This window comes from Actinomyces oris, assembly GCF_001929375.1.
Taxonomy (GTDB): Bacteria; Actinomycetota; Actinomycetes; order Actinomycetales; family Actinomycetaceae; genus Actinomyces; species Actinomyces oris_B.
In genome coordinates this window covers 89825-108571 of record NZ_MSGO01000009.1, presented here as the reverse complement: position 1 = coordinate 108571, position 18747 = coordinate 89825, and the positions used below count along the sequence as shown (strand labels likewise).

The following is an 18747-nucleotide window of genomic DNA, read 5'->3' as shown; positions in this document are numbered from 1 at the left end:
CGTGTCGTCCCCCGGCGCCGAGGCTGTTCCCGTGGCTTGGGGAACGCCAGCGGATCAGGTCACAACCGGCTCAGGCCTTGTTGCGCCGACGCAGCACCAGGGCAGCGCCTCCGGCCACGACAAGGAATGCGGCGATTCCGCCGAAGATCATGCCGTTGGCACCGGTGTGGGCCAGGGATCCATCGCTGTCCTTGGAGGTCTCACTGCCGGCCCGGTTGCCCGAGGAGGGCTCCCCGGCGTTCGAGCTCAGGTTGTTGCCCTTCTCGGCCCCGCCTTTGTTGTTGCCGGCGTTGGTCCGCTTGTCACCACCGGCCTGCTTGTTTCCGGCGTTGGTGTTGCTGTTGCTTCCGCCATTGCTGCCGCCGTTGTTCTCGGAGGTCGAGCGCTCGGTGTTGTTCTGCTCAGTGGACTTCTGCTCAGTGGTCTGACGCTCGCTGGCCTTCTGCTCGGTGGTCTTGTCACTGCCGGCCTGCTTGTCACCACCACCGCCGTTGTTGCCGCCACCATTGTTCTCGGTGGTCTCGGTGGTGGAGCGCTCGGTGCTCTCGATGGTGAAGGTGTGGCGGGAGACCGTGGTGACGGTCTGGCTGGTGGCCGTCTCGCTGTGGTGGGAGCCGATCAGGACCAGGACGTACTCCCCGTCAGGGGCGTCAGTGGGAGCGGGCAGGTTGCCTGTGAGGTTGCCGTCGGCGTCAACCGTTAGCTCTCCGAGGGTGTAGCAGATGCTGGAGTCGCTCTTGCTCTTGAGCAGGACGGTGACCCTCTCGCTGGCGTAGAAGCCCTGGGCGTTGAAGGTGAAGGTCTGGGACTGGCTCTCCGTGCGGGTGGAGACCTCGTAGGAGCCGGAGATGCGCGTGTCGTCGAAGTAGATCTGCGTCTGCTGCTGCTTGGTCACCTGGGTCGTCTCAGTCTTGTCGCCGTAGGTCATGCAGCCGGCGCCGATGGTCCACCCATCAGTAGTGGTGGCGGTGGTTGAGCCGATGGACTTGATGAGTGCCGCCAGGTCGAGGTCTGAGGTCCAGCTGCCGTCCGCGGCCGCCTTGGTCTTGACGACGTCGGAAATGGTGCCGTCCGGTGCGTACAGAGCGATGCCGACGGCGGCCTGCTTCCCGGTGCAGCCGGTTCCCGAGATGGTGAAGGACGTGTTGGTGCTGGCCGAGACGAAGGTCTTCTGCTGGGTGATCTTGAAGCTGCTGCCCTCGCTGGTCTTGTCGGGAGCGGGAGTGGCCTCGGCGGTCTTGCCGGGAGCGGGAGTGGTCTCGGCGGTCCTGCCGGGAGCGGGTGTGGCCTCGGCGGTCCTGCCGGGAGCGGGTGTGGCCTCGGTGGCGCGGCTGGGAGCCGGGCTGGGCTGAGCAGGGCTGCCGGGGGGCGTGGTTGCCTCGGCGGTGCTGCTGGGGGTGCTCGGGCTGTTGCTGTTGGAGCTGTTGGCGAGAACGGGGGAGGCAATGAGCGAGGCTCCGGTCATTGCGGCCACCGCGCTGGCTGCGGCCAAGGGACGTCCAAGACGCATGTGTCCTCCTAGGTCTGACGGGGGAACGATGGCTGTCGGCGATCTGGTTCTCCGCCGACTCGTTATCTACCGTAACGATGAATAAGGTGAGGGCGCGGGTCTCTGGAGTGATACCAGACACACGTGTGAGTGTCCTCTCTCACGTGAAAAAGTGGGGTAGTCGTGTGAGGAGGGCGATGAAAGGCTGATACGGCGGGAAAGGCTCGCGGTCTCGAAGGTGAGTGACTAGGAGCCGGTTGGCCGACAGGTTTTGGGGCTGTACCCATAGCGGGCCAGCAGGTCACGCGACTCCTGGCTGGGTGAGACGATGATCGACTCGTCCCGAGGTCCTGTCGGAAGGTCGACGATGGTCGTGGCTCCGGCCCGCCCGGCTTTCGCGGCACTGCGTCCCAGTGCGGCCAGGTCGCTGAGCCCGGTACCTGAGTCCAGGGTGATGTTCCCGGCCACGGTGTGTGCCAGCTGATGGAGCGAGACGGGGTTGCTGGCCTTCTGCCCGACGGCGGACAGCACGGCCTGCATGACGGTGGCCGTGGACTGGCTGCGGCGTTGGGCGCCATCGGCCTGGCTCATGGCCACCCATCTGCCGTCGCGCTGGATCTCCGGGTGTCGCGAGCGGACGAGGGCCAGGGCGTCGATGCCGCTGAGCCGGTGGTGGCCGGCGGAGGTGAGGTTCAGTCCGGTGTAGGCGTCTCGAACCGGCTCGGGGACGTCGACCTCGATGCCTCCCAGGGAGTCGATGATGGTGGCGAACTGAGCCATGTCGATGGTCACCAGATGCGTGGTGGGGATTCCCAGGCCGGTGCACAGGGCGTTGACCGTGTTCTGCGGTCCCGGGACGTAGGTGGTGGCCAGGCGGTCCAGCTCCCTTCCCTTGCTGTTGATGGTCAGGTCCCGGGGCAGGTTGATGACGGTGAGTCCCTCCTGGGTGGGGCGTACCAGGGCGATGACGTCGGCACGGGAGCCCTCCACCTCCTGAGTGGATCCGTAGCGGTTCTGGTCTCCCGGAACGGTGGCGCGCGAGTCGGTTCCCAGGATCAGCCAGGTCTCGCCCGCCGTCGGGGAGGACGTGGAGGGCATGGAGATGTCGACGCGCGCGGGGCGATGAACCAGGACGGCCACGTCCGTTCCCAGTGCCAGAGCGGTCGTCATGACCACGGCGCTCAGGCCGACGACGATTCTGCGTCGCCTCGACCAGCGCTTGATGCTTGTGCCTCCCCGACGTCGACGGCGCTGAGGCGGAGGGGAGACGGCGTCGGCGGGGTCCCCGGTGGCGGCCAAGGCGTCTGAGGGGTCTGCGCTGTGCTCGTCGTGAGAGGTGGAGTCCATGGTCTCAGTGTCCGCTTCAGGTCGGTGCTGTGCCGTCAGGCGCGGATGTGCGCGCCGCTGAGGGCTGCGGGATGACACAAGGCCGCCGGGGAGACGGCACGCGGTGGTGCTGTCTCCCCGGCGGGACATGTTCCCAGTCAGACTGGAAGGAGGCGATCAGGCCTTACGGCGACGCACGACGAGGACGCCGCCACCAATGGCCACGAGGGCCGCGGCGATGCCTCCGAAGAGCAGGCCGTTGGCACCGGTCTTGGCCAGGGGCTTGTGGGAGGTGGAGGCCGCAGTGGTGGCACCGGTGCTGGCCGGGACGTTCACGCTGCCGTTGCCGGCGGGAGCGGTCGGGTTGGCGGTGGCGCCACCGTTGTCGCCGATGCCGTTGTCACCGTCAGCCGCGAGGTCGAAGCGGTGGTTCTTGACGACGACGGTCTTGGTGCTGCTGCCGCCCTCGCCGTAGCGGGAGCCCTCAAAGGTCAGCGTGTACTCGCCGTCAGGCACGTTCGTGGGGGCCGGCAGCTCACCCGTGACGTTGCCGTTGGCGTCAGCCTTCAGCTTGCCGACGGGGTAGGTCTTGGAGGGGTCGTTCTTGTTGACCAGGGTGAGGGTGACCTCCTCGTTGGGGGAGAAGCCCTTGACGTTCACCGTGATCTTCTGAGTGCCGTTCTGGTCGGTGATGATCTTGTAGGTACCCTCCACCTTGGTGTCGTCGAAGGCGATGGCCTCCTGAATCTGGCCCTTCTTCTCGCCGTAGGCGACGCAGCCGGCTCCGATGGACCAGCCGTCGTCCGAGCCGTCCGTCTTGGCCTCAACGCCGGTGGACTTGACCAGCTTGGGGATGTTCAGGCTGGCGGACCAGTTGCCCGCGGCGTCGGGGGTGGCCGTCACGACGGTGGACATAACGCCCTTAGGGGTGTAGAGGGCGATTCCGACCGCCGCGTCCTTGCCGGTGCAACCAGTTCCGGACACCGAGAAGGCGGGGTCTGAGGGGCTGACGATGTTCTGCTGGTCCTCGGCGAACTTGAAGGAGGGAGAGTTGTCAGCCAGCGCGGGGGAGGCGGCGAGGGAGGCGCCGATGGCAGCGGCCATCACGCTTGCGGCGGCCAGGGGGCGTCCGAGACGCATGAGTACTCCTAGAAATTAGGGGGATAGGTGGCAACCGGTGAGTCGGGGTGTCACCGTGTTGCCCCCACCTTAGCGCCCCTCAGGGCGAGGTTCCACGTTTTTTGGTAGATGAGGTATCGACCTCAGTCGTGAGTAGTTGTGGATTCGTCTAACTGGGGCAACGGGTTTTGGTTGCTTGGGCTTGATTCCGAGTATCCGGGCCATCTACCAGATAGAGACCCGTTCGTTGGGATCCAGCCACAAGGCGTCGTTGGGATCGACCTCAAAGGCCTTGTAGAAGGCATCCACGTTGCGCACGATTCCGTTACAACGGAACTCCGCCGGTGAGTGCGGGTCGACGGTCAGGAGCAGCTCGGCGTAGTCCGGGCGGCTCTTGGAGCGCCAGATCCGTGCCCAGGAGTAGAAGAAGCGCTGCAGGCCGGTGAGTCCGTCGATGAGGGGGGCCTCATCCACTGACGAGATGCCGGAGTCGGCCAGGGCCAGGCAATAGGCCTTGAGGGCGATGCCCAGACCGCCCAGGTCACCGATGTTCTCCCCGATGGTCAAAGCGCCGTTGACGTGCGGGATCTCCGCCTGTGCCGTGCCCGCGTCCCGGTGCTTGGCGACGACGGCCTCGGGCGTGTAGGCGTCGTACTGGCTGATGAGCGCGCTGGTGCGCTCGGTGAAGGCCTCCCGGTCCTCCTGGGTCCACCAGTCGCTGACCTTTCCGGTGCCGTCGAAGGTGGAGCCCTGGTCATCGAAGCCGTGGCCGATCTCGTGACCGATGACGGCGCCGATGCCCGCGTAGTTCACGGCGTCGTCGGCCTGCGGGTCGAAGAAGGGCGGCTGGAGGATCGCCGCGGGGAAGACGATCTCGTTCATGGTGGGGTTGTAGTAGGCGTTGACCGTCTGGGGGGTCATGTGCCACTCGTCGCGGTCCACCGGCTTGGTCAGCTTGTTCAGCGAGTAGGCCATGTCGGCCCGCTCCACGCTGCGCACCGAGGCCAGGACGTCTCCGGGGACGACCTCGACGGCCGAGTAGTCGCGCCAGCGCACCGGGTAGCCGATCTTGGGGGTGAACAGCGCCAGCTTCTCCAGGGCCCGCTCCCGCGTGGCCGGACTCATCCACTCCAGCGAGGAGATGGACTGGTGGTAGGCCTCGATGAGCCGGCCCACCAGGGCCTCCATCGCCGACTTGTGCGACGGCGGGAAGTGCCGCTCCACGTAGATCTCGCCCAGCGCCTCGCCCAGGCAGGACTCCACCAGGCCGACGCCACGCTTCCAGCGGGGCCGCAGCTCGTCGGTCCCCTGGAGCGTGCGGCCGTAGAAGTCGAAGTTCTCCTCCACGAAGGCCCCCGACAGCAGGGTGGCCCGTCCGTGAACGACGTGCCAGGCGGCCCAGGCCTTGAGGTCCTCCAGGTCGGTCCTCTGCCAGACACCGGCCGCGTGGGGGAGGTAGTCGGGCTGGGTGACGATGGCCTCGTCGAGGAAAGCGGTCTGCTCGATGCCTGCGGTCCGGGCGGCCGCGCGGATTCCCTCGCGCCACTCGTGCCAGGGCAGGCCCGGGGCCGAGTCCACGATCTGCCGCCAGGACATCGGATTGTTCATCTTCTCCACGTCACGGCAGGTAACGCGGTCCCAGTGCCCCTTGGCCAGGGCGGTCTCCACGGCCATGACCCGCTCGGCCAGCTCCTCACCCGAGGCGCCGAAGGACTCCGTCAGGCCCGCCAGAGCCAGCATCCTGGCCACGTGCGTCACATAGGCCTGGCGCAGCGGGGCCTGAGCCTCCTCGCGGTAGTAGGACTCGTCCGGCAGTCCCAGCCCCGACTGGCCCATCCAGCTCGTGCAGCGCTCCGGGTCGTTGATGTCCACCTCGACATCCGCACCGACCACGCCCATGAAGCCGATGGGCGTCATCTCTCCCAGGGCTCGGGCCAGATCCTTCTTGGAGGAGGCGCCCAGCACCGGTGCCAGCTCCTCAGCCAGTGGCCCGGCCCCGAGCTCCTCCAGGCGGGCCTCGTCCATGAAGGCCTCGTAGAGGGCGCCGACTCGGCCCCGGTTGGTGGCCAGGACCTCCGAGTCCCCCTCGGGCGCCTCGGAGGAGAGCTGCTCGGCGAGCTCCTCGACGATCTGGCGGCAGGCGGCCTCGGCCTCGTCGCGCAACGTGGTGAAGGCGCCGCTGCTGGGGCGGTCCGCCGGGATCTCGGCGGTGGCGAGCCACTGGCCGTTGACGAATCGGAACAGGTCGTCCTGGGGGCGGACGGAGGTGTCGGTGTGCGCCGTCTCCAGCACGCCGGCGAGGACAGCATCAGCAGCGGGGCAGGGGGCGCTCTCCGCCTGAGAGCGCCGGGCCGGTGCGTCCGATGAGGGGCCGGTAGGAGTCGGTGAGGTCGCGCAGGCGTCAGTCATAGCGGACACGCTAACCCGCTCCGGTGCTCTCAGGCGCCCTGACGGCGCCCCTTGCCTCATGGTGCGAAGCGCTGTTCGCGTGAGGCACAATTCTGCCCATGCGCATCCATATCGCCTCCGACCACGCCGGTTACGAGCTCAAGAGCGCCGTGATCGAGCACCTGAGGGAGCAGGGGCACGTCGTCGTCGACCACGGAGCCCACTCCTACGACCCGGATGACGACTACCCCGCCTTCTGCCTGGCCTGCGGGGAGGCCGTCGTGGCCGACGCCGGAAGCCTGGGCATTGTTCTCGGGGGAAGCGGCAACGGGGAGCAGATCGCCGCCAACAAGGTTGACGGGGTGCGCGCCGCCCTGGCCTGGTCGATCGAGACCGCCAGGCTCGCCCGCCAGCACAACAACGCCAACGTCGTCGCCCTGGGCGGTCGCATGCATGATCTGGGGGCGGGCCTGGCGATCATCGATGCCTTCCTCGCCGAGCCCTTCAGCGGCGATGAGCGCCACGTGCGTCGCATCGCCCAGCTCACCGACTACGAGAGCCGCGTTCATGACGCCGCCGCTCCAGCGGCTGATCCCACCGGTGCTGCCCCCGCCGGGGCCTGAGCATGCCGGAGGGGCACACCATCCACCGGCTCGCCGCCGCCCTCGACGAGCTCTACGGTGGCCAGAGCCTGCGCGTGCGCTCACCGCAGGGGCGTTTCGCCGACGGGGCGAGCCGACTGGACGGACAGGTCCTCCTGGGCAGCCAGGCCCACGGCAAGCACCTCTTCCTGCCCTTCGGCCCCCGCGCCGACATGTCCCTCGACGACGCCTGCGTCACCTGGCTGCGGATCCACCTGGGCCTCTACGGGGCGTGGACCTTCGACGGCGACCGTGAGTTCACCGCGCCACACGCCATCGGAGCGCCGCGTCGGCGCGTCGGAGAGCGCGGCGAGCACGCCCTCAAGCGCGGGGGAGGCTCGGCCCTGACCGGACTGAACGGCGGGAGCCTCGAACCCGGGGACCAGGACGCTGCCGCGCGCGGCCCGGCCCCTGACGAGTGGGAGCCGCCCGAGCCGCGTGGTGCGGTACGACTGCGGCTGCTCGGCGAGCACGGGGTGGCCGACCTGACCGGACCGGCGGCCTGCGAGCTGCTGGACGCCGAGGGCGTGGCCGCCGTGCGCGGCCGCCTCGGCCCGGACCCGCTGCGCGCCGACGCCGACGTGGAGACCTTCGTGGCCAAGGCGCGCTCGCGGCGCAAGAGCATCGGTGAGCTGCTCATGGACCAGGCCGTCATCTCCGGGGCCGGCAACATCTACCGGGCCGAGACGCTCTTCCGGGTCGGGGTCTCCCCCTTCCGGGCGGGCAACCGCATCAGCCAGGAGCGGCTGCGGGCCATCTGGGAGGACCTGCGCCCCCTCATGGAGTACGGGGTGGCCACCGGCTTCATCACCACCGTCGACCTCGACGACGTCCCCGACCCCCTGCCGCCCCACGACCCCGAGGCCGGCCGGTGGTACGTCTACCACCGCACCGGCCGCCCCTGCCTGCGCTGCGGGACCCCGGTGGCGGAGCGGGAGGTGGCGTCCCGCCGGCTCTTCTGGTGCCCGACCTGCCAGGCCCGCTGAAACCGGCTGGAGTCCCGCCGAGCGCCACTAAGGTGGCGGCATGTCGAACGCCTCGCCCACCCTGCACTCCTCGAGCTGGTCCTCCTCGGCCGCCGGCCTGCTGACCCGCGACCACCACCTGACCGTTGCCCTGGACCGCAGCGGGCAGGGGGACTCAGCCCCGGACGGGACGGAGTCCATCACCGTCTACGCCCGCGAGATCTCAGTCGCCGGCATCGACCCGCTCTCCAGGCCTCCACTGGTCTTCCTCCAGGGCGGGCCGGGCTGCGAGGCGCCGCGCCCCAGCGCCGACTCCGGGCTCGGCTGGATCGGTGCGATCCTGGAGCACCACCGACTCATCCTCGTCGACCAGCGCGGCACCGGCGCCTCCAGCCCGGTGGACCGGCCCGATGCCGCCGGTGCCCCGGCAGACACCGCCCGGCTGCTCACTCACCTGCGCGCCGACGAGATCGTCGAGGACTGCGAGGACCTGCGCCGCGCCCTGGGCCTGGAGCGCTGGAGCCTGCTGGGCCAGTCCTTCGGAGGGTTCTGCGTCACCCGGTACCTCTCCGAGCACGCCCAGAGCCTGGAGAAGGTCTACATCACCGGTGGCCTGCCCGCCGTCGGGCACAGCATCGACGAGGTCTACGCCCTCAGCTATGAGGCGATGCGCCTCAAGAGCGAGGAGTACTACGCCCGCTTCCCCCAGGACCGAGACCGGATGGCGTCCCTGGCTGAGAAGGCCGGTCGGGGTGAGGTGAGGACGGCAGGAGGGGACCTCGTCGGACCTGAGCGCCTGCGCTCGCTGGGCGCCCTGCTGGGCGGGGCCGGCGGAGCGGACACGATCCACTACCTCCTGGAGCGCGACCCCGACTCCTGGGCCTTCCGCTACGACCTGGGGCAGTGCCTGCCCTTCGGCGGCAGGTTCCCGCTCTACGCCGTCATCCACGAGTCCTGCTGGGCCGACACCGGCACCACCGACTGGGCCGCCCAGCGAGTGCGCCCCGCGGTCTTCGACGACGATCCCACCCTGCTGACAGGCGAGCACGTGCGTCGTGAGGTCTTCGTCGAGGACGCCGGTCTACGCCCCTGGCTGGAGGTGGCCGATCTCCTGGCCGTGCACGAGTGGCCGGCGCTCTACGACCCGGCCCGCCTCAGGGCCACGACGACCCCCGGGGCGGCCTCCGTCTACGCCCGCGACGTGTTCGTGCCGATGACCACCTCCCTGGAGACGGCCGCGCTCATCCCCGGCCTGCGCACCTGGATCACCAGCGAGTACGAGCATGACGGCTCGCGCGCCTCCGGCGGCCGGGTCTTCAAGCGCCTGCGCGACCTGGCCACCGGAGTGATCGCCCGCTGACCGGCTGCACGAGCGCGCTCAACGGGCGGCCCCGGGGCATGCCGCAGCGCACAGGAGCACTCGAGGGAAGGCGTGAGTCCGTGAGGTGCTCGCTGGGCCGCTGAGAGATGGTTCAGATGTAGATGGTCGGGTCCATCATGAGCTCGGGGTCGGTGCGAGGGTCGCGGGCCCGGCTGGGCACACCCACGGCGACATGACCCTGCGGGAGGTTCTTCACCAGGACCGCGTTGGCCCCCACCTTGGCCCCGTCCTCGACGACGACCGGCCCCAGGACCTTGGCGCCGGCGCCGATCTGCACGTTGTTGCCGATGGTGGGGTGACGCTTGCCGGGACTCATGGACACCCCGCCGAGAGTCACTCCGTGGAACAGCAGGACGTCGTCGCCGACCTCCGCGGTCTCACCGATGACCACACCCATTCCGTGGTCGATGAAGAAGCGCTCACCGATCTTGGCGGCCGGGTGGATCTCGATGCCGGTGAAGCTGCGGGCCGCCTGAGACAGGGCGCGCGCCGCGAAGCGGTGCCCCTTGTGCCACAGCTTGTGAGCCGCCCGGTGCGCCCACAGGGCGTGGACACCCGGGTAGAGGAGGGCCACCTCCACGCTGGAGCGGGCGGCGGGGTCGCGCCTGCGGGCCGTGGCCAGGTCCTCACGGGCCAGGTCCAGAAGGGACCGTTTGGAGTTGTGCATGGTGTGCTCCTCTGATGGGTGATGGTGCGGCCCAGGTCGGCTGGTGAGCCTTCACCTCACCCGCTGCGACGCTGACAACACCGACGGCGGCTCGCCTGTTCCCAGCCTCGCCGCCGTCGGGGGCATCAGTCGAGGAAATCCTTGAACAGAGGCGTGGACAGGTAGCGCTCACCGGTGTCGGGCAGGAGGGTGACGATGGTCTTGCCCGCCAGCTCGGGGCGCCTGGCCAGCTCGCTGGCGGCAGCCAGAGCGGCGCCCGAGGAGATCCCCACCAGGAGGCCCTCCTCGGCTGCGGCACGGCGTGCGTAGGTGATGGCGACGTCGGACTCGATGTGGAGCAGCTCGTCCCAGATGCCCTGGTCGAGGACCTCGGGAACCACGTTGGGGCCCAGACCCTGGATCTTGTGAGGAGCGGCCTGGCCCTCGCTCAGCAGCGGGGACTCAGCGGGCTCGACGCCGTAGATCCTCACTTCGGGCTTCTCCTGGCGCAGTACCTGGCCCACACCGGTCAGCGTGCCCCCGGTGCCGATCCCGGCCACGAAGACGTCGATGTCGCCCCCGGTCTGCGCCAGGATCTCCCGGGCCGTGGTCTCGCGGTGGATCTTGGGGTTGGCGGGGTTGGTGAACTGGGAGGCGAGGATCGAGTTGGGGGTGGCGGCCTGGATCTCCTCAGCTCGCCTGACCGCCCCGGCCACGCCGCCCTCGGTGGTCAGCACCAGCTCCGCACCGAAGGCGCGCATGATGGCCCGCCGCTCCTTGGACATGGTCTCGGGCATGGTGATGATGACCTTGTATCCCAGGGCCGCACCCACCATGGCCAGACCGACTCCGGTGTTCCCGGAGGTCGCCTCCACGATGGTGCCGCCTGGCTTGAGGTCACCGGAGGCCTCCGCGGCGCGCACGATGGACAGGGCGATGCGGTCCTTGACCGAGGCTGCCGGCTCGAAGGCCTCGACCTTGGCCAGGACGGTGGCGGGGGCGCCGTCGGTGACGCGGTTGATGCGGACCAGGGGAGTGTCGCCGACCAGGGCGGTTGCGTCGGGTGCGTACGTCATAGTGATGTCCTTCGGATGTCGGTTGGGCAAGCCCCGTGGTTGCGGAGACCGGCGGCGCTGCGTGATGAGGCGGAGTCGGGCCCGCAAGAGCTCGTGAGAGGAAGAGAAGTGGGGACGGTCCGCGTCCGTCGGGGGCGGCCACGTCGTACGGAGTGGCTCAAACAGCAGGAATGACCGCCTGCTCCGGGAGCGCCGGGCATGCGCGCAGCGGTACGCGCACAGATGTCGTGGCCTGGCGCCCTACCGACACCGACAGCAGCACGCGGGAGCGATGGGCATGGAGGCCGTGGAGGCCATAGAGGACGCGGTGCACATGACGGTCATCACCATCACGGGTCCTCCCTCCGTTCCTCAAGACGACTGGCTGCGCCTGCCCGGGCGTGAACCGCTCATCAGGGGCTCGGTGCCCCGGATGTTGACGAAACCCTACCCCGTGTCCGACGGTGATCGCCACATCCGCCCGGCATCTGCTCGCATCGTGGTCGCGCGCCCCTCGGCGCCCGTACGTGCCGTGAGGGCTTCGCCGGAGGGACAGGAAGCCGGCCCCGGGCGTCAGGCCGGGGGTGCGGGGAGCTCGACCAGTCGGCTGCCGGCGGGCTCGGCCGTCCCCTCGCCGCGAGTCAGGGCCGCCAATGGGGCGTGCAGGAGCGCGGGATCAGCGCAGGACGTGGCCAGCACGAGGACGGCGTGGGTCGGTCCCCAGATCGTCTCCTCGACGTGAATGGTCGGGGCGGGGGCGGCCGTCCCGCCCTCCGCCGTCGGCCCCGATGCCGCAGTGGGATTGCGGGAGCGCAGCTCCGCCTCGATCCTGCCCGCCTGAGCCACCGGAACCCGCAGATCCCACAGATGAAGCCGGGTCAGGGTGACACGTGCGGCCGCCTGCAGCGCCTGAGCGGTCGCCTCGGAGTAGGCGCGCACCAGTCCGCCGGTTCCCAGGAGCGTCCCGCCGAAGTAGCGGGTGACGACGACGGTCGTGTTGACCAGCCCCGTTCCCCTCAGCACGTCGAGCATGGGCCGGCCGGCCGTACCGGAGGGCTCTCCGTCGTCATTGGAGCGCTCGGTGGGTGGGGAAGGGGCGGCCAGGGCGTGCTCGTCGGAGAGGTCGGTGAGCGTCAGCGCCGAGCAGTGGTGGCGTGCGTCGGGGTAGGTGGAGCGCACGTTCGCGATGAAGCTGCGGGCCTCGTCCATGGAGTCCGTGCGGCAGGCTCGTGCCAGGAAGTGGGACTTCTTGATCTCCAGGTCGATCTCGGGCTGCTCGCCGTGTGTCAGCGTGATGAGCCCGGGGGATCCCTGCTCCTGAGACGGCTGGTGCGATGGTGTACGAGGGGCGTGCGGGGCCATGGCGGGATCCTCGCACGGGGCGGGTGCGGGACCGATGTCACACGCCTTGAGGTGGTCTTGGACTGGAAGCGGTCCCGGCGATGTCGTTATGGTGTCCCTCGGTCCAGTTTCGAGGGGGCGTCCGATCCCCAGGTTCATGAGAGAGGAGCGGGCCCATGGCAGTGCCGAAGCGGAAGATGTCCCGCAGCAACACCCGCAACCGCCGCTCACAGTGGAAGGCCAAGCTCACCGAGCTCAACACCATCCGCGTCCAGGGCCGCGAGATCTCCGTGCCTCGCCGTCTGGCGCGGGCCTACAAGGAGGGCCTCATCGAGCAGTGAGGCCGCTGGTGGAGGGGTGAAACCCTTCATCCATGCGGGTGTAGCTCAATGGTAGAGCCTCTGCCTTCCAAGCAGATTGCGCGGGTTCGATTCCCGTCACCCGCTCTGTGAGCCGAAAGGGGCCGCTCCTCGGCGGCCCCTTTCGTCACGTCACGGGCTGTGGCGCAGTTTGGTAGCGCACCTGCTTTGGGAGCAGGGGGCCGCGGGTTCAAATCCCGCCAGCCCGACTCCTCGTCCTGTGGGCGCGGCGTGCGCGCAGACCGCATCAGGAGCGCGTCAACGCCGGGTGCGCGGCCCGTGAATATGCCGATGCGCCCGATAATGATGACGCACCCCGCTCGGTGTCTCCTCCTGTGTCCAGACTCATGCGCCAGGGGCGGACGCCGCATCGATCCCACTGTCCGTTTGCCCTAAGATGGCACGGATTGACGCCACAGACGCGCGTCCGCCGAGCGCCTTCGAGCGAGTCGGTGTTACCGCAGAACTCAGATCTTGGGAGCAACCCCCGTGAAGACCACTGTCGAGAATCTTGACCCCAGTCGCATCAAGCTGACCGTTGAGGTCCCCTATGAGGAGCTCAAACCCAGTCTGGATGCCGCCTACAAGGAGATCGGCTCCCAGATCCAGGTCCCCGGCTTCCGTCGCGGTCACGTCCCCAACCGGGTCATCGACCAGCGCGTCGGCCGCGGGGCCGTCATTCAGGAGGCCGTCAACAACAAGCTCTCCGACTTCTACCGGGACGCCATCACCGAGGCCGAGCGGGTCCCCATGCTCCAGCCCGAGGTCGACGTCGTCGAGCTGCCCAACGCCACCGGCGAGAACGGCGGCCAGCTGGCCTTCACCGCTGAGGTCACTGTTCGCCCCGTCATCGAGCTGCCGGACCTGAGCCAGACCAAGCTGACCGTGGACGCCGTCGAGGTCGCCGATGAGGACGTCGACACCGAGCTGGACAACCTGCGTGCCCGCTTCGGGTCCTTGAAGTCCGTGGGTCGCAAGGCCAAGACCGGCGACTTCGTCACCATCGACCTCAAGGCCATGATCGACGGCGAGGAGGTCGACTCCATCTCCGGCGTCTCCTACGAGATCGGCAAGGGCAACATGCTCAAGGGCCTGGACACCGCCCTGCGCGGCCTGAAGGCCGACGAGTCCGCCACCTTCACCACCGAGCTGGCCGGCGGGGAGCACGCCGGTGAGCAGGCCGAGGTCACGGTGACCGCCACTGCCGTCAAGCAGCGTGAGCTGCCCAAGGTCGACGACGAGTTCGCCCAGATCGCCTCCGAGTTCGACACCGTCGAGGAGCTGCGCGAGGACCTCGTCAAGCAGGTCACCGAGCGCAAGACCGGGGAGCAGGCGGTCGCCGCCCGTGACGCCCTCCTCGAGCACCTGCGCAGCGAGGTCGCCTTCGACGTCCCCGAGGCCGTCGTCGAGGCCGAGGTCGCCCAGCACCTGCGGGCCGAGGGCAAGGACGGCGACGAGGAGCACGCCAAGGAGATTCGCGAGGACGTCGTCACCGGTGTGCGCGACCAGATCATCCTCGATGTCCTGGCTGAGGACCTCAAGGTCGGTGTGGCTCAGGACGAGCTGCTGGAGTTCCTCTTCCAGACCGCTCAGCAGTACGGCATGGAGCCCGCCCAGTTCCTCCAGGGCGCTCAGCAGGCAGGCCAGATCCCCGCCTTCATCTCCGAGGTCGCCCGCAACAAGTCGCTGGCCATGGCGCTGCGCCAGGTCGCGGTGGTTGATTCCAAGGGCGAGTCCGTGGACCTGTCCGCCTTCATCGGTTCTGACGAGGACGACACCGCCGCGGCGGCTCAGGCCGCAGCCGTTGCCACTGCGCAGGACGCCGACTCCGCCGAGGACGAGGACGCCGAGTGAGCTCACGGCCGCTGAGGCACATGAGCTGATACGGCTCACGCGCATGCGGAATGCCCCGCGTCAAGCAGACGGGCCCACCTTCCATGAGGAGGTGGGCCCGTTGCCTGCCGTGCGGGGGAGCTGCCGCTGGGACGAGAGCGCCCGCGTTGACCGATGAGGCGTCCCGGAGAGATCAGCCCGCTGTGACAAGCTCCTTGCGCTTGGGACGAATGACCCCGAAGTTACGCTCAGGAATAGCCATCCTGAAATAGTAGGCGACACCGATGGGAACCACGATGAGACTGACGAAGAGACAGTAGAAGGGCTGGAAGATCAGCCATTTGTTGCCGTGGTCCCAGTGAAGCCACACGATAGCGGCGTAGTAGATGAGCAGTGCCAGCAGAAGTGTCCATCCGGGATTCACAACGGCTATCCACCTGAGGGCGAACATACTGATCACCACGATGCCGCTGTACAGCCACAAGAAGGGGTGCTGAAAGACGAATCTGAAGTTGATGATGAAAAGTCTGAAGGAACCGCCGCTCCAGGCGATCCGCTGGCGCCACCAGGAGTACAGCGTGTCGGGAGCGTTGGTGTTGACATGGGCAAGAATGTGAACGGCCTTGTAGCCCAGTGCGTCTCCGATAATCCCGGACTCGATGTCATTGCCCTGGAAGAACAGCGAGTGGCGGGCCATGATCTGGCGCATGACGTCGGTCTTGCCAATATGAAGTGCGCCGCTGAGCAGCCACGGCATGATTCTGCGTGCGCGCATCGAGACCACGTACTCGTGGCGCTGCATCTGGACGATGAAGGGACCCTTCTTCTGAGGCACGATGGTGACCGAGGCGAAGTCGGCCTTGTTGGCCACCAGGGCGCCGATGATGTGGGTCAGCGGCTCCTGTGCCGTGGTATCGGCGTCTAGGCAGACGATGTAGGAGTTGAGAGGAGCGGCCAGCAGCGCGTCGCGGACAACCGTGTCCCGGGTGATTCCCGAGGTGCTCCGCCTGCGGCCCACCTTGCGTGGGACGTAGTTGCTGCGGAAGATTCTGAACCCGTAGCGAATGGCGATGTCCTCAAGGTCGCGGTAGAACTCCTCGGACTCACCAGAGGTGGTGCACAGGACTACTCGATCTCCATAGGGGCGCAGGTAATCCGCGTTCTGCAAGTACTTGACATTACCGTAGATCGGTACTAGGACGCTGAAGTCGTCCGAGGCGATGTTCGGGTTCAGCTCCACGGCTTTATACCACTTCGAGGTGATGCCGGCCCAGATGTCAATTCCGATCCAGAACAGGATTCCCACCAGCAGGGTAATGACGATCATGCGGTGGTCCTCTCTGAAACATGGAGTTGTGCGAACGTGCTGAACACGAGTAGCCCCTTACTGGGTGGTGCGGCAAGCGGAAAAGACATGCTGTTCGAGTAGGGATGGGGTTATTGAATCGTAAAAGAATGTGGCTGACTGACGGCGGAGAGAAACTTGGGCCGGGGGCTTTGGTGTCGTCAGGCAGGCGGGCGCTCCAGTGCTATCGGTTGGATAAAATCGATGGTGCCACGCCGCCCTCATCGATGCCATGGTGTGGGAAGCGGGTCACGTCAAGATCTCGGGCGCCTACAACCTAACCTATGGAAGGTTTAGGTTTCCTACAAAAAGGCGTGAGTTGGCTTACCGTGGCCTCATGACCGGGGGGTCGAGTGAGCCGCGACACTGCGCCTGATACCTCAGGTGAGGCCTGGCCGCCCGGGTTCTTTGGCGAGTCTGGAGGGGTGCTTGATTTAGTGGATGTCACAAGGAGACGGGGTGAGGGCGAAGGCCTCAGCGCTTCGCGCCCCACCCCGTGCGATGGCGGCCGCCGGTCGGTGGTGGCTGCCCGTTCCTGGGGCTACTTCTCGCTCGCTGGTCCGTCCTGGTCAACGTCGACCATGACCAGCTGCATGCGGCACGGGGTCGCGGCCGTCAGTGCATGACGGTCGCCGGGCGCCAGGTAGATGACGTCCCCGGCGCCCATCCTCTCGGTGCGCTCGCCGATGGAGAAGTCCATCTCGCCCTCCAGGAGCGTGACGATCACTGCCCGGGGGGAGGAGTGCTCGGTAAGGGCCTGACCGGCGTCAAAGGTGAAGACGACCGTGCGCAGGATGTCGTTGTTGACCACGACCCGTGAGGTGGTCGCCTCCTCAGAGATGGGCAGGGCGGCGTTGAGGCCGAGCCGGAACAGGGACTCGGTGGAGGGGGTGCTGGATGAGGGGGACATGTGTGCTCCTACGGTGTTTGGGTGATCGGTGTTGGAGTGTGAGGGCTGTGGAGACCGCCAACGCTACGAGTGTTGAGGCGACCATGCCATGAGACGGCGGCGCAGCGGGCGCAGGAGACACAGCTCGAGCAGCAGTGTCAGGGCCGCCATGATGACGGACAGGGCGAAGACGTCGGCCGTCTCCAGATTAGTGCGCGCCTGCTGGACCTCGGCACCGAGCCCCGTCGGGGTACTCAGGAGCTCTGCCATGACCGTGACCCTCACGGACTGCCCGACGGCGACTGTCAGCGCTGACAGTACCGGTGGTGCGACCGCGGGAAGGATGATCCGGCGGATCGTCCACGGGCCGGGCTTAGAGAAGACCGTCGCCATCTCCAGCAGGTCGCTGTCGACGTTGAGGACCGCGTCGCGCATGGAGGCCACGAGCAGCGGGAGCGTGACCAGGGTGACCACGAGGATGACGACCCCGGCTGTCGGTCCCAGCCAGATCATCCCGACGACGACGAGCACGATCGGCGGTACCGCCATGAGGACCTGCACCCAGGAGTCCAGCAGCTCGCGCAGCCAGGTCCAGGTACCCAGTGCCCAGCCTGTCGGGATGCCGATGACGCAGGACAGCCCCAGGCCGATGATGGCTCTGGAGAGGGTGAGCCATAGCGTCCAGCCCAGGCCACCGTCGTCGATCAGCCCCAGGAGGGCGCGCCAGGTCGTCTCCGGGCCGGGGAGCGCGTACTCGGGCCGGCCCAGCGCTGCCCAGTACCAGATGAGGATCGCCAGGCCGACACCGGCCCACCACAGGAGGCGTGCGCGCCAACGAGCCAGGCGTGAGGGCCGCTCCGGAGTCACCGGGGATCTTTCAGATAGAAGTCGTCGGCCGGCATCTTGCCGCCGACGATGTCTGGGTTGAGGGTGGACAGGCGGGTGTAGAAGTTGACCAGCTGGTCCTTGGCCTGGGCCGCGGGGACCAGGTTCAGCTGGAGGCGGGGGATCACCTCGGTGACGATCGGTGCGGGGACCTTCGTCTTCTGGGCGATGGTATTGACGGTCTCCTCCGACTTTGCATTCGTGGCAGCGATGCACGCCTCGACCTCGCTCAGGACCGCTCCGACCGCCTGCGGGTTGGAGTCCGTGATCTCCCGCGGCATGACCAACCCGGCCATGGGGAACTTCGCCTCCCCACCGGTCACCTCGGCCCAGATCTTCTGGAGATCCGCTGTCCGCTCCAGCACCTTGCCCTGCTGCTTGGCCTTGGCCAGGCTGACGCTGGCGGGGTGCTCCGGCAGGACCGCGAACTCGACGTTGCCCGCCAGGAGGTTGGACAGCGCCTCCTGGCCGTCGGCGTAGTTCTGGACCTGCAGGTCCTTAGAGGCGTCCCAGCCCTTCTGGCCGAGCAGGTAGCGGAAGACGAGATCCGGCATGTTGTTCGGCATGGGGACCGCCACCTTCTTGCCGCGCATGGCCTCGAGGCCTTGCGCCGACGAGCCCTCCGGGCCGACGACGTAGAGCATGCCCCACACCTGCATTGCCACCAGTTGCAGTGGGACTCCCTTGTTGAACAGGTTCGCGGCGGCGTAGGAGGGGGTGGCGGCCAGATCCGTCTGCTTCTGCATGAGCAGCGCTTTCATCGCCTCGGCGCTGGACCAGTTCTCCACGGTGGCCTTGCCGATCGTAGGCGCCAGCTTGCCCTGCTGGCCGAACAGCGCCATGGGAGCCATGTAGGCCAAGGTGGTGGGCACGTGCACGCGCAGGGTGTCGATGTGCCCGCCCGTCCCGCTGGAGGCGGCCTTGCCGGAGCGGGATGAGCACGCCGAGAGGATCGCTGGGGAGAGGAGTCCAAGTCCGGCCAGGGTCATGAGGGAACGCCGCCTGATCGGTGCCCCCAGTGTCCTTGCGGTATCGGTGTGTGAGCTTGCGTGGCTGATCATGATGCTGCTCGTGCTCCTTTGTGT

The 18747-nt window shown here is 67.8% G+C and carries 16 protein-coding genes and 2 tRNA genes; 7 read left to right on the top strand and 11 right to left on the bottom strand.

The window, feature by feature from the left end; translation table 11 throughout:
• Nucleotides 1-70: 70 nt before the first annotated feature.
• The 4 genes from BKH32_RS03025 to BKH32_RS03010 form a co-directional block, all read right to left on the bottom strand.
• A complete protein-coding gene (locus BKH32_RS03025; RefSeq protein ID WP_075248565.1) occupies nucleotides 71-1510 on the bottom strand; it encodes an LPXTG cell wall anchor domain-containing protein in 1440 nt (479 codons plus the stop codon).
• Nucleotides 1511-1735: 225 nt separating this feature from the next.
• The gene (locus BKH32_RS03020) at nucleotides 1736-2836 is read right to left on the bottom strand and encodes an LCP family protein (protein ID WP_075248564.1); all 1101 of its coding nucleotides are present in this window, start codon (nucleotides 2834-2836) and stop codon (nucleotides 1736-1738) included.
• 156 nt (nucleotides 2837-2992) lie between these two features.
• Complete coding sequence (locus tag BKH32_RS03015) at nucleotides 2993-3955, bottom strand: LPXTG cell wall anchor domain-containing protein (RefSeq protein ID WP_075248563.1); 963 nt, start codon at nucleotides 3953-3955, stop codon at nucleotides 2993-2995.
• Nucleotides 3956-4159: 204 nt separating this feature from the next.
• Nucleotides 4160-6343 (bottom strand): M13 family metallopeptidase, encoded by a 2184-nt coding sequence (locus BKH32_RS03010; protein ID WP_075248562.1) that lies wholly within the window; start codon nucleotides 6341-6343, stop codon nucleotides 4160-4162.
• Nucleotides 6344-6441: 98 nt separating this feature from the next.
• On the opposite strand from BKH32_RS03010, the gene BKH32_RS03005 reads away from it, so the two are divergent.
• From BKH32_RS03005 to BKH32_RS02995, 3 genes are read left to right on the top strand one after another with little or no spacing between them, the layout of a single operon-like run.
• Nucleotides 6442-6945 carry a ribose-5-phosphate isomerase gene (locus BKH32_RS03005; RefSeq protein WP_075248561.1) on the top strand — a complete coding sequence of 168 codons (504 nt, stop codon included), beginning with the start codon at nucleotides 6442-6444 and terminating at the stop codon, nucleotides 6943-6945.
• A gap of 2 nt (nucleotides 6946-6947) precedes the next feature.
• Nucleotides 6948-7949: an Fpg/Nei family DNA glycosylase gene (locus BKH32_RS03000; protein ID WP_075248560.1), complete on the top strand. Its 1002-nt coding sequence runs from the start codon at nucleotides 6948-6950 to the stop codon at nucleotides 7947-7949.
• Nucleotides 7950-7989: 40 nt separating this feature from the next.
• Complete coding sequence (locus BKH32_RS02995; RefSeq protein ID WP_075248559.1) at nucleotides 7990-9288, top strand: alpha/beta fold hydrolase; 1299 nt, start codon at nucleotides 7990-7992, stop codon at nucleotides 9286-9288.
• 112 nt (nucleotides 9289-9400) lie between these two features.
• Here the strand turns inward: BKH32_RS02995 and epsC are convergent, their stop codons facing one another.
• The 3 genes from epsC to BKH32_RS02980 all read right to left on the bottom strand — a co-directional run bounded on the left by epsC (nucleotide 9401) and on the right by BKH32_RS02980 (nucleotide 12372).
• The gene (epsC, locus tag BKH32_RS02990) at nucleotides 9401-9976 is read right to left on the bottom strand and encodes a serine O-acetyltransferase EpsC (protein WP_075248558.1); all 576 of its coding nucleotides are present in this window, start codon (nucleotides 9974-9976) and stop codon (nucleotides 9401-9403) included.
• A 125-nt stretch (nucleotides 9977-10101) separates the two neighbouring features.
• Nucleotides 10102-11031 carry a cysteine synthase A gene (gene cysK / locus BKH32_RS02985; protein WP_075248557.1) on the bottom strand — a complete coding sequence of 310 codons (930 nt, stop codon included), beginning with the start codon at nucleotides 11029-11031 and terminating at the stop codon, nucleotides 10102-10104.
• Nucleotides 11032-11583: 552 nt separating this feature from the next.
• Nucleotides 11584-12372, bottom strand: a complete 789-nt coding sequence (locus BKH32_RS02980) for an IMPACT family protein (protein WP_075248556.1) — start codon at nucleotides 12370-12372, stop codon at nucleotides 11584-11586.
• 155 nt (nucleotides 12373-12527) lie between these two features.
• Between BKH32_RS02980 and rpmF the strand changes: the two genes are divergently transcribed.
• The 4 genes from rpmF (at nucleotide 12528) to tig (ending at nucleotide 14564) form a co-directional block, all read left to right on the top strand.
• Complete coding sequence (gene rpmF / locus BKH32_RS02975) at nucleotides 12528-12692, top strand: 50S ribosomal protein L32 (RefSeq protein WP_003784449.1); 165 nt, start codon at nucleotides 12528-12530, stop codon at nucleotides 12690-12692.
• Between the two features lie 34 nt (nucleotides 12693-12726).
• Nucleotides 12727-12797, top strand: a tRNA-Gly gene (locus tag BKH32_RS02970).
• 48 nt (nucleotides 12798-12845) lie between these two features.
• A tRNA-Pro gene (locus BKH32_RS02965) sits at nucleotides 12846-12919 on the top strand.
• A gap of 280 nt (nucleotides 12920-13199) precedes the next feature.
• Nucleotides 13200-14564 (top strand): trigger factor, encoded by a 1365-nt coding sequence (tig, locus tag BKH32_RS02960; protein WP_075248555.1) that lies wholly within the window; start codon nucleotides 13200-13202, stop codon nucleotides 14562-14564.
• Between the two features lie 172 nt (nucleotides 14565-14736).
• Here the strand turns inward: tig and BKH32_RS02955 are convergent, their stop codons facing one another.
• The 4 genes from BKH32_RS02955 to BKH32_RS02940 all read right to left on the bottom strand — a co-directional run bounded on the left by BKH32_RS02955 (nucleotide 14737) and on the right by BKH32_RS02940 (nucleotide 18723).
• The gene (locus BKH32_RS02955; RefSeq protein ID WP_075248554.1) at nucleotides 14737-15870 is read right to left on the bottom strand and encodes a glycosyltransferase family 2 protein; all 1134 of its coding nucleotides are present in this window, start codon (nucleotides 15868-15870) and stop codon (nucleotides 14737-14739) included.
• A 559-nt stretch (nucleotides 15871-16429) separates the two neighbouring features.
• Nucleotides 16430-16798: a cupin domain-containing protein gene (locus BKH32_RS02950; RefSeq protein ID WP_075248553.1), complete on the bottom strand. Its 369-nt coding sequence runs from the start codon at nucleotides 16796-16798 to the stop codon at nucleotides 16430-16432.
• Between the two features lie 63 nt (nucleotides 16799-16861).
• Nucleotides 16862-17644, bottom strand: coding sequence for an ABC transporter permease (locus tag BKH32_RS02945; protein WP_075248552.1), 783 nt, complete (start codon nucleotides 17642-17644; stop codon nucleotides 16862-16864).
• Complete coding sequence (locus BKH32_RS02940) at nucleotides 17641-18723, bottom strand: ABC transporter substrate-binding protein (RefSeq protein WP_075248551.1); 1083 nt, start codon at nucleotides 18721-18723, stop codon at nucleotides 17641-17643. Before BKH32_RS02940 ends, BKH32_RS02945 begins: the two co-directional genes overlap by 4 nt.
• Between the last annotated feature and the right edge of the window lie 24 nt (nucleotides 18724-18747).

Coding starts and splice junctions, on each gene's coding strand:
- BKH32_RS03025 (WP_075248565.1), bottom strand. CDS start 1,510: ATGCGTCTTGGACGTCCCTTGGCCGCAGCCAGCGCGGTGGCCGCAATG.
- BKH32_RS03020 (WP_075248564.1), bottom strand. CDS start 2,836: ATGGACTCCACCTCTCACGACGAGCACAGCGCAGACCCCTCAGACGCC.
- BKH32_RS03015 (WP_075248563.1), bottom strand. CDS start 3,955: ATGCGTCTCGGACGCCCCCTGGCCGCCGCAAGCGTGATGGCCGCTGCC.
- BKH32_RS03010 (WP_075248562.1), bottom strand. CDS start 6,343: ATGACTGACGCCTGCGCGACCTCACCGACTCCTACCGGCCCCTCATCG.
- BKH32_RS03005 (WP_075248561.1), top strand. CDS start 6,442: ATGCGCATCCATATCGCCTCCGACCACGCCGGTTACGAGCTCAAGAGC.
- BKH32_RS03000 (WP_075248560.1), top strand. CDS start 6,948: ATGCCGGAGGGGCACACCATCCACCGGCTCGCCGCCGCCCTCGACGAG.
- BKH32_RS02995 (WP_075248559.1), top strand. CDS start 7,990: ATGTCGAACGCCTCGCCCACCCTGCACTCCTCGAGCTGGTCCTCCTCG.
- epsC (WP_075248558.1), bottom strand. CDS start 9,976: ATGCACAACTCCAAACGGTCCCTTCTGGACCTGGCCCGTGAGGACCTG.
- cysK (WP_075248557.1), bottom strand. CDS start 11,031: ATGACGTACGCACCCGACGCAACCGCCCTGGTCGGCGACACTCCCCTG.
- BKH32_RS02980 (WP_075248556.1), bottom strand. CDS start 12,372: ATGGCCCCGCACGCCCCTCGTACACCATCGCACCAGCCGTCTCAGGAG.
- rpmF (WP_003784449.1), top strand. CDS start 12,528: ATGGCAGTGCCGAAGCGGAAGATGTCCCGCAGCAACACCCGCAACCGC.
- BKH32_RS02955 (WP_075248554.1), bottom strand. CDS start 15,870: ATGATCGTCATTACCCTGCTGGTGGGAATCCTGTTCTGGATCGGAATT.
- BKH32_RS02950 (WP_075248553.1), bottom strand. CDS start 16,798: ATGTCCCCCTCATCCAGCACCCCCTCCACCGAGTCCCTGTTCCGGCTC.
- BKH32_RS02940 (WP_075248551.1), bottom strand. CDS start 18,723: ATGATCAGCCACGCAAGCTCACACACCGATACCGCAAGGACACTGGGG.